The sequence below is a fragment of the Micromonospora sp. DT43 genome, assembly GCF_049841645.1.
Lineage (GTDB): Bacteria > Actinomycetota > Actinomycetes > Mycobacteriales > Micromonosporaceae > Micromonospora.
In genome coordinates this window covers 482,442-498,343 of record NZ_JBNCKR010000002.1, presented here as the reverse complement: position 1 = coordinate 498,343, position 15,902 = coordinate 482,442, and the positions used below count along the sequence as shown (strand labels likewise).

General features: G+C 73.6%; 13 protein-coding genes and 1 pseudogene. 5 read left to right on the top strand and 9 right to left on the bottom strand.

Annotated elements, in window-relative coordinates:
- Positions 1-15: 15 nt before the first annotated feature.
- Genes ACLQ26_RS06340 through ACLQ26_RS06330 form a run of 3 tightly spaced genes read right to left on the bottom strand, consistent with a single transcriptional unit; the run spans position 16 to position 2,335 of the window.
- Entirely contained in the window at positions 16-996 is a 981-nt protein-coding gene (locus ACLQ26_RS06340) for an ABC transporter permease (protein WP_425743526.1), read from the bottom strand.
- Positions 993-1,883, bottom strand: coding sequence for an ABC transporter ATP-binding protein (locus ACLQ26_RS06335; RefSeq protein WP_425743525.1), 891 nt, complete (start codon positions 1,881-1,883; stop codon positions 993-995). The genes ACLQ26_RS06340 and ACLQ26_RS06335 overlap by 4 nt, the downstream gene beginning before the upstream one ends.
- A 44-nt stretch (positions 1,884-1,927) precedes the next feature.
- Entirely contained in the window at positions 1,928-2,335 is a 408-nt protein-coding gene (locus ACLQ26_RS06330) for a GntR family transcriptional regulator (protein WP_007457663.1), read from the bottom strand.
- Between the two features lie 178 nt (positions 2,336-2,513).
- Between ACLQ26_RS06330 and ACLQ26_RS06325 the strand changes: the two genes are divergently transcribed.
- Positions 2,514-3,782: an Nramp family divalent metal transporter gene (locus ACLQ26_RS06325; protein ID WP_425743524.1), complete on the top strand. Its 1,269-nt coding sequence runs from the start codon at positions 2,514-2,516 to the stop codon at positions 3,780-3,782.
- Between the two features lie 141 nt (positions 3,783-3,923).
- On the opposite strand, the gene ACLQ26_RS06320 is transcribed toward ACLQ26_RS06325, so the two are convergent.
- From ACLQ26_RS06320 to ACLQ26_RS06295, 6 genes and pseudogenes are all read right to left on the bottom strand, one after another.
- Positions 3,924-4,196, bottom strand: coding sequence for a hypothetical protein (locus ACLQ26_RS06320; RefSeq protein WP_425743523.1), 273 nt, complete (start codon positions 4,194-4,196; stop codon positions 3,924-3,926).
- Positions 4,197-4,460: 264 nt separating this feature from the next.
- Positions 4,461-7,205: pseudogene (locus ACLQ26_RS06315) on the bottom strand (DUF5682 family protein); the annotation flags it as partial.
- Positions 7,202-8,314, bottom strand: coding sequence for an ATP-binding protein (locus ACLQ26_RS06310; protein ID WP_425743522.1), 1,113 nt, complete (start codon positions 8,312-8,314; stop codon positions 7,202-7,204). The gene ACLQ26_RS06310 and the pseudogene ACLQ26_RS06315, both read right to left, overlap by 4 nt.
- Before the next feature lie 14 nt (positions 8,315-8,328).
- Positions 8,329-9,726 (bottom strand): VWA domain-containing protein, encoded by a 1,398-nt coding sequence (locus ACLQ26_RS06305; RefSeq protein ID WP_425743521.1) that lies wholly within the window; start codon positions 9,724-9,726, stop codon positions 8,329-8,331.
- Positions 9,723-11,114, bottom strand: coding sequence for a hypothetical protein (locus tag ACLQ26_RS06300; protein ID WP_425743520.1), 1,392 nt, complete (start codon positions 11,112-11,114; stop codon positions 9,723-9,725). The genes ACLQ26_RS06305 and ACLQ26_RS06300 overlap by 4 nt, the downstream gene beginning before the upstream one ends.
- Entirely contained in the window at positions 11,114-11,581 is a 468-nt protein-coding gene (locus tag ACLQ26_RS06295) for a hypothetical protein (RefSeq protein WP_425743783.1), read from the bottom strand. The genes ACLQ26_RS06300 and ACLQ26_RS06295 overlap by 1 nt, the downstream gene beginning before the upstream one ends.
- Before the next feature lie 251 nt (positions 11,582-11,832).
- Between ACLQ26_RS06295 and ACLQ26_RS06290 the strand changes: the two genes are divergently transcribed.
- The 4 genes from ACLQ26_RS06290 to ACLQ26_RS06275 all read left to right on the top strand — a co-directional run bounded on the left by ACLQ26_RS06290 (position 11,833) and on the right by ACLQ26_RS06275 (position 15,862).
- The gene (locus ACLQ26_RS06290; protein ID WP_425743519.1) at positions 11,833-12,957 is read left to right on the top strand and encodes a hypothetical protein; all 1,125 of its coding nucleotides are present in this window, start codon (positions 11,833-11,835) and stop codon (positions 12,955-12,957) included.
- Positions 12,958-13,003: 46 nt separating this feature from the next.
- Entirely contained in the window at positions 13,004-14,053 is a 1,050-nt protein-coding gene (locus ACLQ26_RS06285) for a nitronate monooxygenase (protein WP_425743518.1), read from the top strand.
- A 67-nt stretch (positions 14,054-14,120) separates the two neighbouring features.
- Positions 14,121-15,215, top strand: coding sequence for a cellulose binding domain-containing protein (locus ACLQ26_RS06280; RefSeq protein ID WP_425743517.1), 1,095 nt, complete (start codon positions 14,121-14,123; stop codon positions 15,213-15,215).
- A gap of 14 nt (positions 15,216-15,229) precedes the next feature.
- The gene (locus tag ACLQ26_RS06275) at positions 15,230-15,862 is read left to right on the top strand and encodes a CG0192-related protein (RefSeq protein WP_425743516.1); all 633 of its coding nucleotides are present in this window, start codon (positions 15,230-15,232) and stop codon (positions 15,860-15,862) included.
- Positions 15,863-15,902 lie beyond the last annotated feature (40 nt).

Here is a 15,902-nt window from a genome sequence, read left to right as displayed (position 1 = left end):
ATCACCAGTCGTCGGCTACGCGATCCGACGCACCCGACGAATGGCGAGGTAGAGCAGGAGCACGGCCAGGGCGACGAAGATGCCCGTCTCGATCCCCTGGAACAGCCAGAACCGGTCCGCCGGCTGATACATCTCCCAGTTGTACGCGCCCGGTTTGAGGCCCAAGTCGGCACCGCAGACCCGACCGTCCGGCCCCTTGCCGCCGGGCGGGCACTGGATCCTGGTGTTCTCCGCGACCATCGTTCCGTCGGGGTTCCGGATTCCCACGGCGAGGACCCAGTTGCCCCGGTCTCCCTCCGGTATCCCGTTGCCCTCGATCGGGAACGTCTGGGTTTTGGCTGGTTGGTAGTGCGGTCGGGCCAGCATCTCCACCGCTGCCCGTACGCCGATGAACCCGGCCAGGGTGATGCCCATGGCGGGCAGCATCCGCTTGAAGATGGTGCCGGCGAAGATGCCGAGCGCCACGGCGAAGAGGGTGTAGCCGATCGGCACGATGCCCTGCAGGTCGAAGACGATCACGCCGAGTCGGCCCTCGTGCGCGGCCTTGGTGAGTGGGTCGACCCACCACGACACGCCGAGGCCGTAGCCGGCCGCGAGGAGTACGACGGCCCCGCCGACCAGCCCGAACTTCACCAGGGCCCAGCGGGTGCGGCCGACGCCCTGGGTCCAGACGAACCGGTGCGTGCCCTGCTCCACCTCGCGAGCGACGAGCGGTGCGCCCCAGAACAGGCCGACAAGCACCGGAAGGGTGATCAGCAGCACCGCCACCAGGTTCAGTTTGTCGTACCTGTCGCTGAAACGGCGGAGGCTCACATCGCAGGTCTGCGCGGCAGCCTCGCTGAGGGCGGACGGGTGTAGGCACTCGGCCAGCCCGAGGTCGGCGAAGGTGTGCCGCATCGACAGGCCGATCGGCACCAGCACGGCGGCGAGCACCGCCAGCCCCAGGAGGGTGTAGAACGCCAGCTTGCGGTGTTGCCGCCAGGTCAGCCAGATCATGCCGCCACTCCCCACTCGCTGTGACTGGTCTGCGTGACGCCATCGGCCAGGTAGGCCAGGACGATGTCCTCCAGGCTGACGTCGCGTACCGTCCAGGCCGGGTCGGTGACCGGGCCGTCGGTGCGGACCAGCAGCGTGGACTGCCGGTCGGTGTGGCTGGCCCGGACGACGTGCGCGACGCCACCGATCTGACCGCCGTCGTGCCGTGGGCCGACGAGCTGCCGGTGTGCCGCCACCAGGTCGTCGACCGAGCCGGTGAGCTGCACCTGGGCGGCGTTGAGCACGATCAGGTAGTCGCAGACGCGCTCCAGGTCGGCCAGCAGGTGTGAGGAGAGCAGGACTGTGGTCCCGGAGTCCGCGACGCTGCCCATCAGCGACTGGAGGAACTCCCGCCGGGCCAGCGGATCGAGGCTGGCCACCGGCTCGTCGAGCAGCAGCAGTCGGGGTTGCTTGGCCAGCGCCAGAGCGAGCGCCACCTGGGCCCGTTGCCCGCCGGAGAGCTTGCCGACCGGCTTGTCGGGCGGGATGCCGAGCTGCGCCAGCCGGGTCCGGGCCAGCGTCGCGTCCCACCGCCTGTTCAGCTTGCCGCCCGCGACGACCAGCTCGGCGGCGGTGAAGTCCCGGTAGAGCGGGGTGTCCTGGGCGACGAACCCGATGTCGGCCAGCCCTTCCGTGTCGCCGTACGGCGACCTGCCGAACACCCGCACCGCGCCCTCGTCGGGCTTGAGCAGCCCGACGGCCATGTGCAGCAACGTGCTCTTGCCCGCCCCGTTGGGCCCGACCAGCGCGGCGATCCGGCCCGCAGGCAGGTGCAGCGAACAGTCCCGTAGCGCCCACGTCCTGCCGTACCGCTTGCCCAGCCGGTCGGCCTCCAAGACCATGTCCATCCTCTGTCCTCTCGTCGCGGCGCGTGCTCGCTGCGCTCGCCCGCTCATGCGGGCTCCTTCTGTGGGGTGTCGTCGGTGAGGGTGGCGCGCAGCGTGGTCTCCACCAGGGCGACGACGTCCTCGGCCGTGAGGCCGGCGGCCTGCGCCCGGTGCAGCCAGGCCACGAGGTCGTCGCGCAGCTCGGCCTGGTTGGGCAGGGAAGCGCCGGCCAGGGTGCGCTGCACGAACGTGCCCACCCCCGGTCGGCCGCCGACCAGACCCTCGATCTCCAGCTCCCGGTACGCCTTGAGCACCGTGTTCGGGTTGATCGCCAACGACTGGGCGACGTCCCGGACCTTCGGCAGCTGGTCGCCGGGTGCGAGCAGGCCGACCCGCAGCGCCTGCTTCACCTGCTGCACGAGCTGCATGTAGGTGTTCACCTTCGACCGGCTGTCCAGTACGAACTCGATCACTCGTGATGATCCTTCCTGTTGTCCTACGACAGTAGGACTAATAGACAGCTTGGTGTGGAGCGCGCCCGCTGTCAAGCGGCTGTCCGCCCTGGCACCACCGGGCCAGGGATTGGCACCGACGGGTCAACCGCCCGGGAAGGGAACGGGCACGCGATCCCTGCGGAGGGGAAGGTGCTCGATGGTCACCAACGAACTCACGACGCCGACGGCGACGCCGTTGCAGGTCGCCCGCGCCCGGGGCCGGGTACGCGGGCGGCTGATCCTGCTCGGGCCGGCGTTCGTCGCCGCGGTCGCGTACGTCGACCCGGGCAACTTCGCCACCAACTCGGCAGCCGGCGCCCGCTACGGCTACCTGCTCGTCTGGGTCGTGGTCGTGGCCAACCTGATGGCCATGCTGGTGCAGACCCTCACCGCCAAGCTGGGCCTGGCCACCGGCCGCAGCCTGCCCGAGCTGTGCCGCGAGCGCCTGCCCCGCCCGGTGAACCGGATGATGTGGGTGCAGGCCGAACTCGTCGCGATGGCCACCGACCTGGCCGAGGTGATCGGTGGCGCGGTCGCCCTGTACCTCCTCTTCGGCATTCCACTGCTGCCCGGCGGGCTCATCATCGGCGGCGCCGCGTTCGTCGTGCTCGCCCTGCGCTCGCGCGGGTTCCGCGCGTTCGAGATCGCCATCGCCGTGCTGCTCGGCGTCATAGTGCTGGCCTTCGCGGCCAACCTGCTCGCCGCCGGCTCCGACCCGGGCTCCGCGATGGCCGGCCTGGTACCCCGGCTCCAGGGCACCGACAGCGTGCTGCTGGCTGCCGGAATCCTCGGCGCCACGGTCATGCCGCACGTCATCTACGTGCATTCCGCGCTGACCCGTGACCGCATCCCCGCGACCGACGACGCCGAGCGCCGTACCCTCTTCCGTGGCCAGCGCACCGATGTGCTGCTGGCCCTGACGGCGGCCGGCGCGGTCAACCTCGCCATGCTGCTGATCGCCGCGGCCAGCTTCCGGGGCGGCGGCCCGGTGGGCGCCGACAGCCTGGAGGGGGTGCACGCCGGCCTCGGCCAGAGCATCGGCACCGCGGCCGCGTTCGGGTTCGCTGTCGCCCTGCTGGTCTCCGGGCTGGCCTCCACAAGCGTCGGCACCTACGCCGGCGAGGTGATCATGCAGGGTTTCCTGCGCCGTCGGGTCCCGCTGCTGCTACGTCGGCTGGTCACCCTCGCGCCCGCGCTGGCCGTGCTCGCCATCGGCCTCGACCCCACCCGAGCACTGGTGCTGTCGCAGGTCATCCTCAGCTTCGGCATCCCGTTCGCGCTGATCCCGGTGGTCGCCTTCACCCGCCGCCGCGACCTCATGGGCAACCTCGTCAACCACCCGCTCACCACCACCGCGGCGGCCCTGGTGGCCGTCCTCGTCGTCGCGCTCAACGCGTTCCTGCTGTGGCAGGTCGTCGACGGCTGAGTCGGCTGGTCGGTGCTGCCGGCTGAACCGGCTGGTCGCCGTCGCCGGCTGGGCCGGCTGGTTGGCGCTGCCGGCTGAGCCGGTCGGCCCGGACGCGATCCACCCGCCGGTCGCGGCCCGGCCGGGCCGCGACCGGCGCGCTCAGGTGCGGCGGCCCTCGTCGCGTGCGGGGATCTCCTGACGCTGTTCGAGGGCGTCCGCCGCGTTGGCGTCGGCCGGCAGCGACGTGACCTCCTCGAGCGTGCCCGCCGGCAGGGCGCCCTGCTCGGCCAGGTCGGCCTCGGACGCCTCCGGGTCGATGTCGCCGGACATCCGGTCCGGCGGACCGACGTCGAACGCGTCCTGCCGCTGCTCGGCGGCGTCCGCCTCCGGAGGGGGAATCGGGTCGCCCTGATCATCCCGGTACGTGCTCATCGAAAGCCTCCTGCCCGGCGGGTGTCGACATGCCGCCGGGCCGCTGCCTACCCGCCGTCGGCGCGCTCACGCCTGGCCCACCACCCGCACAGCGATCGCCTCGAGCGTGTCCGGATGCGTGGCCAACAACGCGGCCACGCCGCCCGTCCCGGCCACGCCGCCCGTCCCGGCCACGCCGCCCGCCCCGGCCACACCGCCCGCCCCGGCCACACCGCCCGGATCGGCGACACCGCCCGGAGCGGCCGGGGCGTCGGTGACCGGAAGCCACCCGCCGTCGTGTCCGAGCAGTGCGGCGATCGCGTCGACCGCCTCCGGATGCGCGGCGAGGAGGACGCCCACCCGCCGTGGTGGCGCGGCGGCGACGTGCTTGTCGCCCGGTCCCGGCCGAGGCGGAGACGCGACCCACGGCGGCACCCAGGAATCCAGCTCCGGAAGCGCCTCCGGGAAGGTGCGCCCCGCCTCGCGGATCAGCAGCGGGACGAGCTCCGGCCCCTGGTCCCGCAGTGTCGTGATCAGGGTCGGCAGCCACGGCAGCAGGACCGGGTCGGGTAGCCGGGCGAAGGCCGTGGACATCGTCTCGACGACGAACGGCGCCAGCGTGGGCACCGGCTCCAGCGCGTGCACGAACCCGGCCAGATACTGCGGGAAGGCCGGCACCACCAGCGGGTTTGCCAGCAGCTCGGCACACCGGGCCCGCATTTCGGCCAGCGGCAGCAGGCCGAGCTGGTGTTGGCCGGCCCAGAGCAGGGCGACCTTCGCCGGCGCCGTCGGGTGCGACTGCCCGACGGCCAACTCCAACTGGGACCTGTCGCAGCCCAGCGACAGCGCCAGACCCTCCATGGAGAACAGGAAGCCGAGCATCGCGCCAACCTGCCGGGCCCCCGTCTCCTCGGCGGCGATGGCGGTCGGCAGCAGCGTGCAGTAGTGCGCGTACCCGGTGGTCACGAATGCCGCGCACCAGGGCGGAAGGGTCGGCGCGGTGGCCCGGTAGTGGGCCAGCAGGCGCCGGATGCGACGCAGCACGTCCGGGGCGTCGTCGACGGTGCGCTCGGCGGCGAGCAGGTCCACCGCACGCGCCCCCAACTCGTCGACCAGGCGGGGGCTGTCGAGCAGCCGGATGGCGTCCTCGACCGCGGCCAGCGCGCCCGAGGCGGTGGCGTCGGGGCCGCGTACCGCCCGCCGCAGTCGCTGCTCCAGGACCTGCTCGACTGTCACGCCCTCGTAGCCCAGCTCGATCAGCGCCCGCTGGTGGCGGCCGAGCGCCAGGTCCCAGCTCTCCTGGACCGAGCGGTGCCCGAGCCGCCGCTCGCCCATGATCGGGCGGACCGCGGCCCGTGGCAGCAGGTGCCGCAGGATCCACAGCAGGTCCGAGCAGCGGCCCAACTCCGGCTGGGCGGCCAGATCCAGCAGCGCCCGCTGCACCGTCCGCTTCTCCAGGGCCAGGCCGAGGGGCTGAAGCCGATCGAGCACGTCACGGGCCAGCGGCGGCAGGGCGTCGTAGCCGACCTGACCGATCCGGTCGCCGCCCAGCAGGATCTCGCAGAGCCGGCGAACGTCGCGCCGGCCGGGCACCACGTCCTTCTCGATGCAGGTGACCGCCGCGTCGGCGAAGTCGTACGGGGTGGGCCGGGCCCGGTTGCGCAGGCCGGCCAGCAGGACCGAGGTCTCGAAGACGGCGATCGCGTCGGCGGTGCTGGCCAGGTATCCGTTGCGCCGGGCCAGCCGGACGATGTCCACGCACCAGCCGCGCAGCTCCGCCTCGTCCAGGCCGTCCAGGTCGGGCGCCGCGACGAGGAAGCCGGTGAGCCGGTCGCTGACCGGCCCGGCGGGGGAGGGCGCCGTCGTGGCCCGGCCCCGCCGCCCCCGGCTGGTCGCGGTGCGCTGACCGTCCAGCCGGTACGGGGACAGCCCGTGCCTGCTCACCGCCTTCGTCCAGGTCGCCGCCGCGATCGACACCGAGCCCGGCGCCAGCCCGAACTGAGCCTCGATCGCGGAGTGGCTGGACGGGATCAGCCCGTACCGCCAGCGCGTGTCGGTACGCGGCGTGATCTCGAAGTCGGCCGCTGTGGAGTCCAGACCGAACTGCTCGACCCGGCTGGCGGCGTGGAACGCGCCGCAGACGTAGAGGCAGTCGGCCGGGTCGACGCCGGAAGTGGCGAGGTGCTGACGCATCCGCGTCCACATGTACCGCTCGCGGTCCTCGTCGCGGTCCAGCCGATCCGAGCCGGTCGGGCGCAGCCGCCGGAACAGGCTGCCGATCAGCACCATCACCTGCCGGTAGGTGTCGTGGTCGGCATCGGCCAGCGGGCGTTCCACGTACTGGTCCCACCACTCCGACCAGTGCCGCACCTTGCCGTGGTGCAGCAGGTACGCCTCCAGCTCCGCGAACCCGGGCCGCAGGTCGCCGATCTCCACCCCGACGGCATCGCCGTGCAGCCCGGACTCCTCGCCGGTGGCAGCCGGCCCGGCCGCGCCGCTCTCGTCGGTCGGCCCGGCCGCGCCGCTCTCGTCGGTCTGCCTGTCGCGCGGTGACCACTGGAAGACGTGGTCGGTGGAGCGGTCCACCAGCACCAGCTCCACCCCGGGGGTCTCCAGCGCGTACGCGATGGCCTGGTACTCCGCCGACGCCTCGGTGACCGGCGCGACGACACTGAGCGGCCCCCAGTCGGCCGGAAAGCCGGACAGCTCCGACGCGAACGCCTGCACCGCGACGGGCAGACGGCAGTTGCGCAGCTCCCCGAGCAGTGGCTGGAGATCTTCGCACAGCTCCAGGTAGATCACCCGGGGCTGCTTGGCCCGCAGTCGGCGCACCATTGCCAGCGCGGAAGCCGGTGAGTGGTGGCAGACCGGGAAGATCTCCAGTCGCTCGCCGAGCGCCCGGTCGACGTCGTCGACGATGCCGGCGAGGATCGCGCCGAGCGCGTCGGCGGAGCCCGTGAACGCGGCCGCCGCGTCGGTCAGCTGCCCGCGGAGCGCGCCGAACGGGCCGGCGACGGTGGACGCGGTCACGACAGGGACGCGATCGCCTGACGACCGCCGTCGAGGAAGCCTGCCCACCCGTCGTCGTCCTTGCGGGCCCGAGGCTCCACCACGCCGTGCAGGTACTTGTTGAGAATCGCCAGGTCCTCCGGGCTGCGCCGGGCCAGCGACCCGACCAGCGACCCGGCGAGCGTCGCCGCGCGCAGCGTACGGTCGCCGAAGAACTGGCTGTGCAGGATGGCGTCCTCCAGCACACCGATCTGCTCGGCGGTGGACAGCGCCGACTCCAACTTCTCCTCGTCGCTTGTCGCGGCGGCGGCGCCGGCGCGCAGGTCGGCGAAGCTCTGCAACAGGATGTCCAGCAGGGTGGGGGGCACGTCCAGCTCGATCTGGTGCCGGCGCAGCAGCTCCTCCGTGCGGAACCGGACGATCTCCGCCTCGCTGCGCTTGTTCGTCACCACCGGAATCCGCACGAAGTTGAACCGCCGCTTGAGCGCCGAGGACAGGTCGTTGACGCCCCGGTCCCGGCTGTTGGCGGTCGCGATGATCGAGAAGCCGGGCTGGGCGAAGACGATGTTGTCCTGGTCGAGCTCGGGGATGGCGACGTACTTCTCGGACAGGATCGAGATCAGGGCGTCCTGCACGTCGCTCGTGGAGCGGGTCAGCTCCTCGAAACGCCCGACCACGCCACGCTCCATCGCCGTCATGATCGGTGACGGGATCATCGACTCGCGGGACTGACCCTTGGCGATCACCATGGAGACGTTCCACGAGTACTTGATGTGGTCCTCCGTCGTGCCCGCGGTGCCCTGCACGACCAGTGTCGAGTTGCGGCAGATCGCGGCGGCCAGCAGCTCGGCCAGCCAGCTCTTGCCGGTGCCGGGATCGCCGATGAGCAGCAGGCCCCGGTCCGAGGCGAGGGTGACGATGGCCCGTTCGACGAAACTGCGGTCGCCGAACCACTTCTGCGGGATCTCCCGGGACAGGCCGTCGGCCCGCTCCGAGCCGAGGACGAACAGCCGGACCATGCGCGGGCTCAGACGCCACGAGAACGGCTTCGGGCCGGTGTCGACCGACTCCAGGAAATCCAGCTCGTCGGCGTACGTGACCTCGGCGGGGGCGCGCAGCATCTCGGACATGAGGGGTTGCTCTCCTAGGTGAGGAAGTTCTTCAGCTCGACGACGAGCTTGCGGATGTGACCGGAGATGACAGGGGTGCCCTGGTCCTTGAAGCGTTGCCGGAACCAGGGGTTGACGCTCTGCTGCCCGGAGCTGCTGACCGAGCCGACCGGGATCACCTTGACGCCGGAGCGGTGCACGGCCTGGAGCCCGTCGAAGACCGCCTGGTGGTTGGCCTCGTAGAAGTCGGAGATCCACACCAGCACCGTGTTCTTCGGCTCGGCGATCTTGGGCCGGGCCAGCGTCAGCGCCGCCGTGCCGTCGGTGCCGCCGCCCAACTGGGTCCGCAGCAGCACCTCGAACGGGTCGTGCACCCACGGGGTGAGGTCAAGTGCCCGAGTGTCGTACGCGACGAGGTGCACGTCGACCTTCGGCAGCCCGGCGAAGATCGAGGCGAGGATCGTGCAGTTGACCATCGCGTCGACCATCGAGCCGGACTGGTCGACCACGACGATGAGCCTCGACGGCGTCGTACGCCGTGCGGTGTGCCGGTAGTAGAGCCTGTCGACGTAGAGCCGCTCGTCGTCCGGGCTCCAGTTGGTCAGGTTCTGCCAGATGGTCCGGTCGAGGTCCAGGTTGCGGAACACCCGCTTGGGCGGCACCGACCGGTCCAGCGCGCCGACGCTTGTCTGCTGCACCTGCGTCCGGAGCACCTCGGCGACCTCGTCGACGAAGCGCCGGATCAGTGCCTTCGCGTTGGCCAGTGCCACCCCGGACAGATTGGCCTTGTCGCGCAGCAACTGCTCGATCAGCGACATGCTCGGCGTCAACTGGCTGGCCAGCGCGGGGTCGGCGAGCACCTCCCGCAGGTGCATCCGCCGGACCAGGTCACCTTCCAGCCCGGCAAGGGTGCCGCCCAGCTCGCCACGCTGGCGGCGCAGCTCACCGGGCTCGCAGCCGAGGGCCTGCTCGAACCACCCGGCGTCGGACTGCCAGCGGGCCAGCTGGGTGGCGCTGACCGGACCGGAGCCGGTCGCGAACACGTTCAGCAGCACCTTCGACACCAGCGCCGCCCGGCGCACCTCGGCCGCACCCGGCCGATAGGCCGAGCCGTCGCCCGCCGGGTCGCCCTCCGGCCCGATGCCATCCGGTGCGGCGTCGTTCGGCCCGGCGTCGTTCGGCTGGGCTTCGGCGGAGGTGAGCAGGCCGCGCAGCTCCGCCGCGAGTGCCGGGAAGCGCTGCACGACGGTGTCCACCGAAACCGACGGGTCCAACAGGGCGGCGGGCAGCCCGAGGTCGTCGACCACCGCCACGCTCGCCGACTCCAGGCCGGGCTGCTCGTCGCGGTCGAAGAGGCGGGACAGCAGTCGCCAGTAGAGGACCTGACGGCGGTTGGCGTCGGCGTACCCGCCGGTGGGGATCGGCGCGGTCATCGGCGCAGCAACCGTCCCGCGCGCTCGCGCAGCACGGCCACGGCGTCGCCCGCCCGGGCCTCTTCCTTGGCGACCTTCGGATCGGTGACGCCGCACGCCCAGTCGCCGTTGTGCGCCTGCACCGTCCGCCGCTTCACGCCTGCCCGCACCGCCAACGGCTGGAGCAGCCAGCGGTCGTCGTCCCAGCGCAGGAGGCCCAGGCAGGCCGACGCGGCGGCGACCAGGTCGGCGGTCAGCGGGCCGGCGGCCGGCAGCCGGTCGACGGCCAGCGCGACCCGTTCGCCGTCCACCTCGACGGCGAGCGTGCCGTCCTCGTCGCGGATCGCGGCGCCCTCGACGAGGACCGGCTCGGCGATGCCCGTCGGGTGCCGGTCGAGCGGGTCGGTCGCGGCGGCGCTCGCGGCGGGCAACAACACCCGGGCGGTGGCGAACGGGTCGGCGGGCTCGTCGAGCTGGACCCGGTCGTCGACCCAGCCCAGGTCGCCACCGCGCAGCGGCAGATCGGTAACGGTCAGCGCCCGCCGCTCGGCCAGCGCGGTGAGCAGCAGCGGGTGTGCCGACAGTAGGCGCCAGATCGCCGGACCGACGATCGTGTCGACCTTCGCGGCGGCGACCGCCGTGCGGACCAGCAGCGCCGGAGCGCCGTCCGCCGGCTCCAGGACGGCGTGCACCTGAACCTGCACGGCGGTGTCGTGGCTGTGCACGTCCACACCGAGCGGCAACAGCCGCCCGGAGACCATCGACGCCTCGCCGGTCGGTGGTGTGCCCTCGGTGAGCAGGACGCCACGGGCCCACAGGTCGGCCCATCGGCGGGCCGGCACCTCCGCCATGGTGGCGACAGGCACGCAGGCCCGCAGCTCCGCGGCGAGCCCGTCGAGCAGCACCGCGATCCGGCGCAGCTCCGGAACGGCCAGGCTGGCCTCGACCACCCCGGCGGCGGCGGAGAGCAACTCGTGGTCGACGCCGCGCCAACCGGTGACCGCCACCTCGTGCCACCACGCCCGCGCGCCGGCGAGCGCGGGCGGTGCCTCGCCAGGCCCGGTGGTCGGCGTCGTCCACGGCGACCGGGTGCGACCCAACGCCTCGTCGAGCTGCCCGAGCAGGGCGTCGTGTGCCGCGCCGAGCAGCGCCGAGCGCGCCCCGGCGAGCGCGGCGAGGTGTTCCGGGGCGATCGATCCGGCGGTGACCGCGTCGACGGCGGCGGTCACCGGGCCAGCCAGTGGGGTGCCGGCCAGCGCGTCGGCGAGCGCGGCGAGCGCCGCGACACCGCGCTCGCCGATCCGACCGAAGCCGTCGGTGAGGGCATCGTCGAAGCCGGCGACCACGTCGAGAGCGTCGCTCAGGCCGGCCGGGACCGCACGCAGGCGCGCGACCTGTGCGCCGCGCATCAGCGACCTGCCCCGGTGGCCGGGAACCAGTGCAGCTCGGGGAGCACGACGGTGCTGACGGGCTGCTCCAGGTAGGAGAGGTGGCGCAGGAAGCGACTGAACACCACCGCCGCCGATGCCGGCTCGGGCTGGCCGTCGAGTCGGGCCAGCAGTTCGCCGCCGTCGGCCAGCCCGTCGCCGATGTCGACCCGCAGGTAGCGGGCCACCCGGTCGACCCCGTACTGGAGGACCGCCTCGTCGGCGAGCGCGTGCAGGTGCTTGCACGGCATGCCGCGCAGGCCGCCGCAGGGCCGGTTGTTGTTGGTGCTGCACTGATAGGCGTGGGTGCCGGCGGTGACCGACGAGACGTAGACCCGCTCCACGTCCGATCCGCTGGAGACCACGCCCTGCAACCGCCCGTCGGCCAGCTCGACGAAGGGCACCTTGGCCAGCTTGCGCGGGCGGGCGGGCGGCACCACCGCCACCACGCTGCGCCGCCGCCAACCGGCTCCGTCGGCGTTCGTCACGTCACGGCCTCCCACATCGACAAGAATCCAGGGTGGTGCGCGCGCCGGCCGGTGCCGGCGCCGCTACGACGACACGATCATGGACCACGGGTACGACAGATCCGACGGCGGCGCGGATGACGGCCGGTTCGCGTGGACGGTCGCCGCCGCTGGTCGCGATCGGCCAGGATGGGCGGGACGGCCGGGCCACGGTCGCGGCGAGGAGGCGGACGATGCGGGTACGCGGCTGGGTGACCGGGGAGCGGTGCGCCCGCGCGGCGGCGACGCTCGCCGCTCTCGTCGCCGGTGCGGTGCCGCTGGCCGCGCTGCCGTCGCCGGTCCACGCGGCGGGCGCTGCGGCGTCGGCGGGGGCGCCCGTGTGTCAGGTCCGCGACGACCGGCTCACCGAGATCTCCGGGATGGTCGCCACCGACGACGGGTACGTCGTGGTCAACGACGGCGCCGACGACGAGGCCCGCCTCCGGATCTTCTTCCTGGACCGGCGCTGCGCGGTGGCGCGAACGGTCAGCTACCCCTCCCGCCCCCGCGACACCGAGGACCTGGCCCTCGGCCGGGACGGCACCATCTGGGTGGCCGACACCGGCGACAACGACCGCAACCGCGAGACGGTCGCGCTGTGGCGGCTCGCCCCGGGGGCGGACCGGCCGGTGCTGTACCGGATGACGTACCCGGACAATCCGCACGACGCCGAGGCGCTGCTGCTCGACGCGGCCGGCCAACCGTTGATCGTCACGAAGGGCGGCAGCGGCACCGTCGTCCTCTACGCTCCGGCCACCGCGCTGAAGCAGGGGGCCACGACACCGCTGGCCTCGGTCGGCAAGGTGGTCCTCCCGTCCACCACCACCAGCAACCCGTTCTCGTTCCTCGGGCGGGGCGTCGTCACCGGCGCGGCGAACGACCCGGACGGCCACCGGGTGGTGCTGCGCAGCTACGCCGACGCGTTCGAGTACGACGTGACGGGCGGCGACGTCGTCGCCGCGTTGACCGGCGGCACCCCACGGGTCACGCCGCTGCCCAACGAGCCACAGGGCGAGTCGATCACCTACAGCCGCGACGGACGCTCCCTGCTCACCGTCTCCGAGTCCGCCGACCAACCGGCCGGCAGCCGCCCGACGATCCTGCGGTATCCCGCCGCGCCGGCGACGACTGCCGCCGCCCCGCACCCGGCGGAGCCCACCACGGCGGCCCCGCCGTCACCAACGGCGGCCCGCCCGGCGGCACAGACGGCCGGCATCGGTGGCGGTCGGGCCTGGCCGCTGGCCGCCGGCGCCGGGACGCTGCTGGCTCTCGTCGCTGTGGCCGGCGTGCTGTGGCGGCGGCACACCGACCGACGCTGACCGGACGACGGGCCGGGGGATCGGCACGGTGCGGCAGGATGGGTGGATGTCCGTGCTGTCCGAACTGCGCCATCCGATCATCGCCGCCCCGATGGCGGGCGGCCCGTCCACCCCTGCCCTCGTGTCGGCCGTCTCCGTGGTCGGCGGGCTCGGGTTCCTGGCTGCCGGCATGATCGACACCGCGCGGCTGGTCGCCGACATCACCGAGGTGCGCGCGCGTACCGACCGGCCGTTCGGGGTCAACGTCTTCCTGCCCGGGGACGGGACCGTCGACGAGGCGGCCATCGGGGCGTACGCGCGGCGGCTCACCCCGCAGGCCGACCGCCTCGGCGTGCGGTTGGGCGAGCCGGTGGGCGGCGACGACGCGTACCCGGAGAAGCTGGCCGCGCTTCTCGCGGACCCGGTCCCGGTGGTGTCCTTCGCGTTCGGGCTGCCCGACCGGGCCGCGGTGGCCGCCCTGCGCGAGCGCGGCACCGAGGTGTGGGCCACGGTCACCGGTCCGGCCGGCGCCACGGCCGCCGCCGACCTGGGTGTGGACGCCGTCGTGGTGCAGGGCACCGAGGCCGGTGGACACCGGGGCGGGGTCCCGGACGACGACGACTACGCGCTGTTGCCGCTGCTCCGGTTGGCCGCCGCGCGGTGTGACAGGCCCTTGGTGGCCGCCGGTGGCATCGCCGACGGCCCCGCCCTGGCGGCGGCGCTGGCTGCCGGGGCGCAGGCCGCCCAACTCGGCACCATGTTCCTGCGCTGCCCGGAGGCGGGCAGCTCACCCCTGCACCGGGCGGCGGTGGCCAGCGCCGCGCCGACGGCGTTGACCCGGGCGTTCACCGGCAAGCGGGCCCGTGGCGTGGTCAACGACTTCCTGCGTGCCCATGACGCGGCGGCGCCGGCCGGCTACCCGCAGGTGCTGCACCTGACCCGCCCGCTGCTCGCCGCCGCCCGTCGGGACGGCGACGCCTCGGTGGCCAACCTGTGGGCCGGGCAGGCGCACAGCCTCGCCCGGGAGCTGCCGGCGGCCGAGCTGGTCGTCGAGGTCAGCGCCGACGCCCGGGTCGCGCTGGCGGCGGCGGCGCAGCGGGCGACCCGCTGGGGCTGACCAGGCCACCGGTCGTCGGTCCGGGCGGGCGGAACGCGCCGGACACGGTACCCGTTAGAGTCTCGCCGTGATCGAGATCGGCGCGCACGTCGACCTGTCCCATCCGCCCGACCGGGTCTGGCTCGCGCTGACGGATCGGGAGCTGCTCGGCCGCTGGTTCGCCGAGGCGGACATGGTGGAGGGAGTGCCGGACCGGCTGCTGCTGCACACGGCCGGCCTGCCCGGCTTCGATGCCGACGTCGAGGTCGAGGTGACCGAGCGGCGGGTACCGGAGCTGCTGTCGCTGCGCTGCGACGAGGCCGGCCGGCTCACCGAGCTGACCTGCGCCGTCACCGCCACCAAGCAGGGCAGCCGGTTGACCGTGCGGGAGGTGCCGACGCACGGCTCCTGGTCGGAGGAGCAGCACGAGCCACGCGAGCAGCAGCTCCGACAGGCGCTTACCGTACGCCTGCCGGCCATTCTCGACTGGCGCGCGTTCCAGCAGGTCGACCTGCGGCGCGGCGAGGCCGGGATGACGACCGAGCTGCCGGTGATCGGCGCGTCCGGCCCTGCGCGGGCCCGGCGTCGCCGCCGTGCGACGGTCGCCGGGCTGGCCGGGGCCGTGCTCGTGGCAGGGCTGGTGGCGTGGCTGACGCTGCCCGGCGAGTCGGAGCCCGCCGCCGCGCCGCGCCCGTCCCCGTCCCCGGCGACTCCGGTGCCGAGCATGGCGGGCGCCGCGCCGACCGCGCAGCCGAAGGTGACACCGTCGGCGCGGCCGTCGCGCAGCGTCACGCCGACCACCGCCCGTCCGAGCCGCACCCCGTCGGCGAAGCCGTCGAGTACGCCCACGGCGGCGGTGCCGCCACCACCACCGGCGCTTGTGGCGCGTTACGACACCGACTCCAGTCGACTGTTCGGCTACACGGGAGAGGTGGTGGTGGACAACCCCGGCTCCGCGCCCGCCGAGCAGTGGGTCGTGGTGGTGACTCTCGCCGAGGGCAGCAGCGTCGACGACGTCGAGGGAGCGGACTGGCGACGGGACGGGCAGTCCGTCACCTTCAGCGGCCTGGCGGTGCCGGCCGGCGGGTCACGGACGATCCGGTTCGACGTCCGCGACAGCCGGCCGAAGGCACGGGAGCCGGAGGGCTGCACGGTGGGCGGCAACCCCTGCGCGGGGCTCTGACTAGGCTCCTCGGTATGGCACTGCTGCACCGGGCGACGCTGCGCCCCACGAAGCTCGAACTGCTGACGACCTGGCTGCCCGACCGACAGTGGTGGCAGGGGCCGGCCGGCGTCGAGGTGGTGAGTCGGGGCGCGTACCGCTTCGACGACCCGGCCGGCGAGGTCGGCATCGAGACCATCCTGGTCACCGCCGCCGACGGGCCGGTCCACCAGGTTCCGCTCACCTACCGCGCCGCGCCACTCGCCGACGCCGACGAGTGGCTGGTCGGCACGACCGAACACTCGGCGCTCGGCCGCCGCTGGGTGTACGACGCCTGCGCCGACCCGGTGTACGCGGCGGCGCTGACCCACGCCGTCCTGGCCGGCCCCGGTCAGGCGGAGCAGTACTTCGAGGTCGACGGCCGACGCGAGGTGCGACCGCCGACGGTGACGATCGAGGTCAGCGGTGACGGCGGGGCCGTGCCGGCGGTCGACGCCGTCCGGCAGGTCGTCGACGAGGTCGACACGGTCATCGTCACCGACGCGGTGGAGCTGGTCGTGGTCCGCCGGCCGGTCGCCGCTGAGGTCGGGGCTCGCGGCGCCACCCTGAGCGGCGCCTGGGACGGGCAGCCGACGCCCCTGCCGCTGGCGTACGTCCGGAGGCTCTGACGACGGTGGGCGGCCCGATCGGTCGGGCCGCCCACCGCGT

Excerpts from the sequence above, each read along its gene's own strand:
- ACLQ26_RS06340 (WP_425743526.1), bottom strand. The coding sequence starts at position 996 with ATGATCTGGCTGACCTGGCGGCAACACCGCAAGCTGGCGTTCTACACC.
- ACLQ26_RS06335 (WP_425743525.1), bottom strand. The coding sequence starts at position 1,883 with ATGGACATGGTCTTGGAGGCCGACCGGCTGGGCAAGCGGTACGGCAGG.
- ACLQ26_RS06325 (WP_425743524.1), top strand. The coding sequence starts at position 2,514 with ATGGTCACCAACGAACTCACGACGCCGACGGCGACGCCGTTGCAGGTC.
- ACLQ26_RS06320 (WP_425743523.1), bottom strand. The coding sequence starts at position 4,196 with ATGAGCACGTACCGGGATGATCAGGGCGACCCGATTCCCCCTCCGGAG.
- ACLQ26_RS06310 (WP_425743522.1), bottom strand. The coding sequence starts at position 8,314 with ATGTCCGAGATGCTGCGCGCCCCCGCCGAGGTCACGTACGCCGACGAG.
- ACLQ26_RS06305 (WP_425743521.1), bottom strand. The coding sequence starts at position 9,726 with ATGACCGCGCCGATCCCCACCGGCGGGTACGCCGACGCCAACCGCCGT.
- ACLQ26_RS06300 (WP_425743520.1), bottom strand. The coding sequence starts at position 11,114 with ATGCGCGGCGCACAGGTCGCGCGCCTGCGTGCGGTCCCGGCCGGCCTG.
- ACLQ26_RS06290 (WP_425743519.1), top strand. The coding sequence starts at position 11,833 with ATGCGGGTACGCGGCTGGGTGACCGGGGAGCGGTGCGCCCGCGCGGCG.
- ACLQ26_RS06285 (WP_425743518.1), top strand. The coding sequence starts at position 13,004 with ATGTCCGTGCTGTCCGAACTGCGCCATCCGATCATCGCCGCCCCGATG.
- ACLQ26_RS06275 (WP_425743516.1), top strand. The coding sequence starts at position 15,230 with ATGGCACTGCTGCACCGGGCGACGCTGCGCCCCACGAAGCTCGAACTG.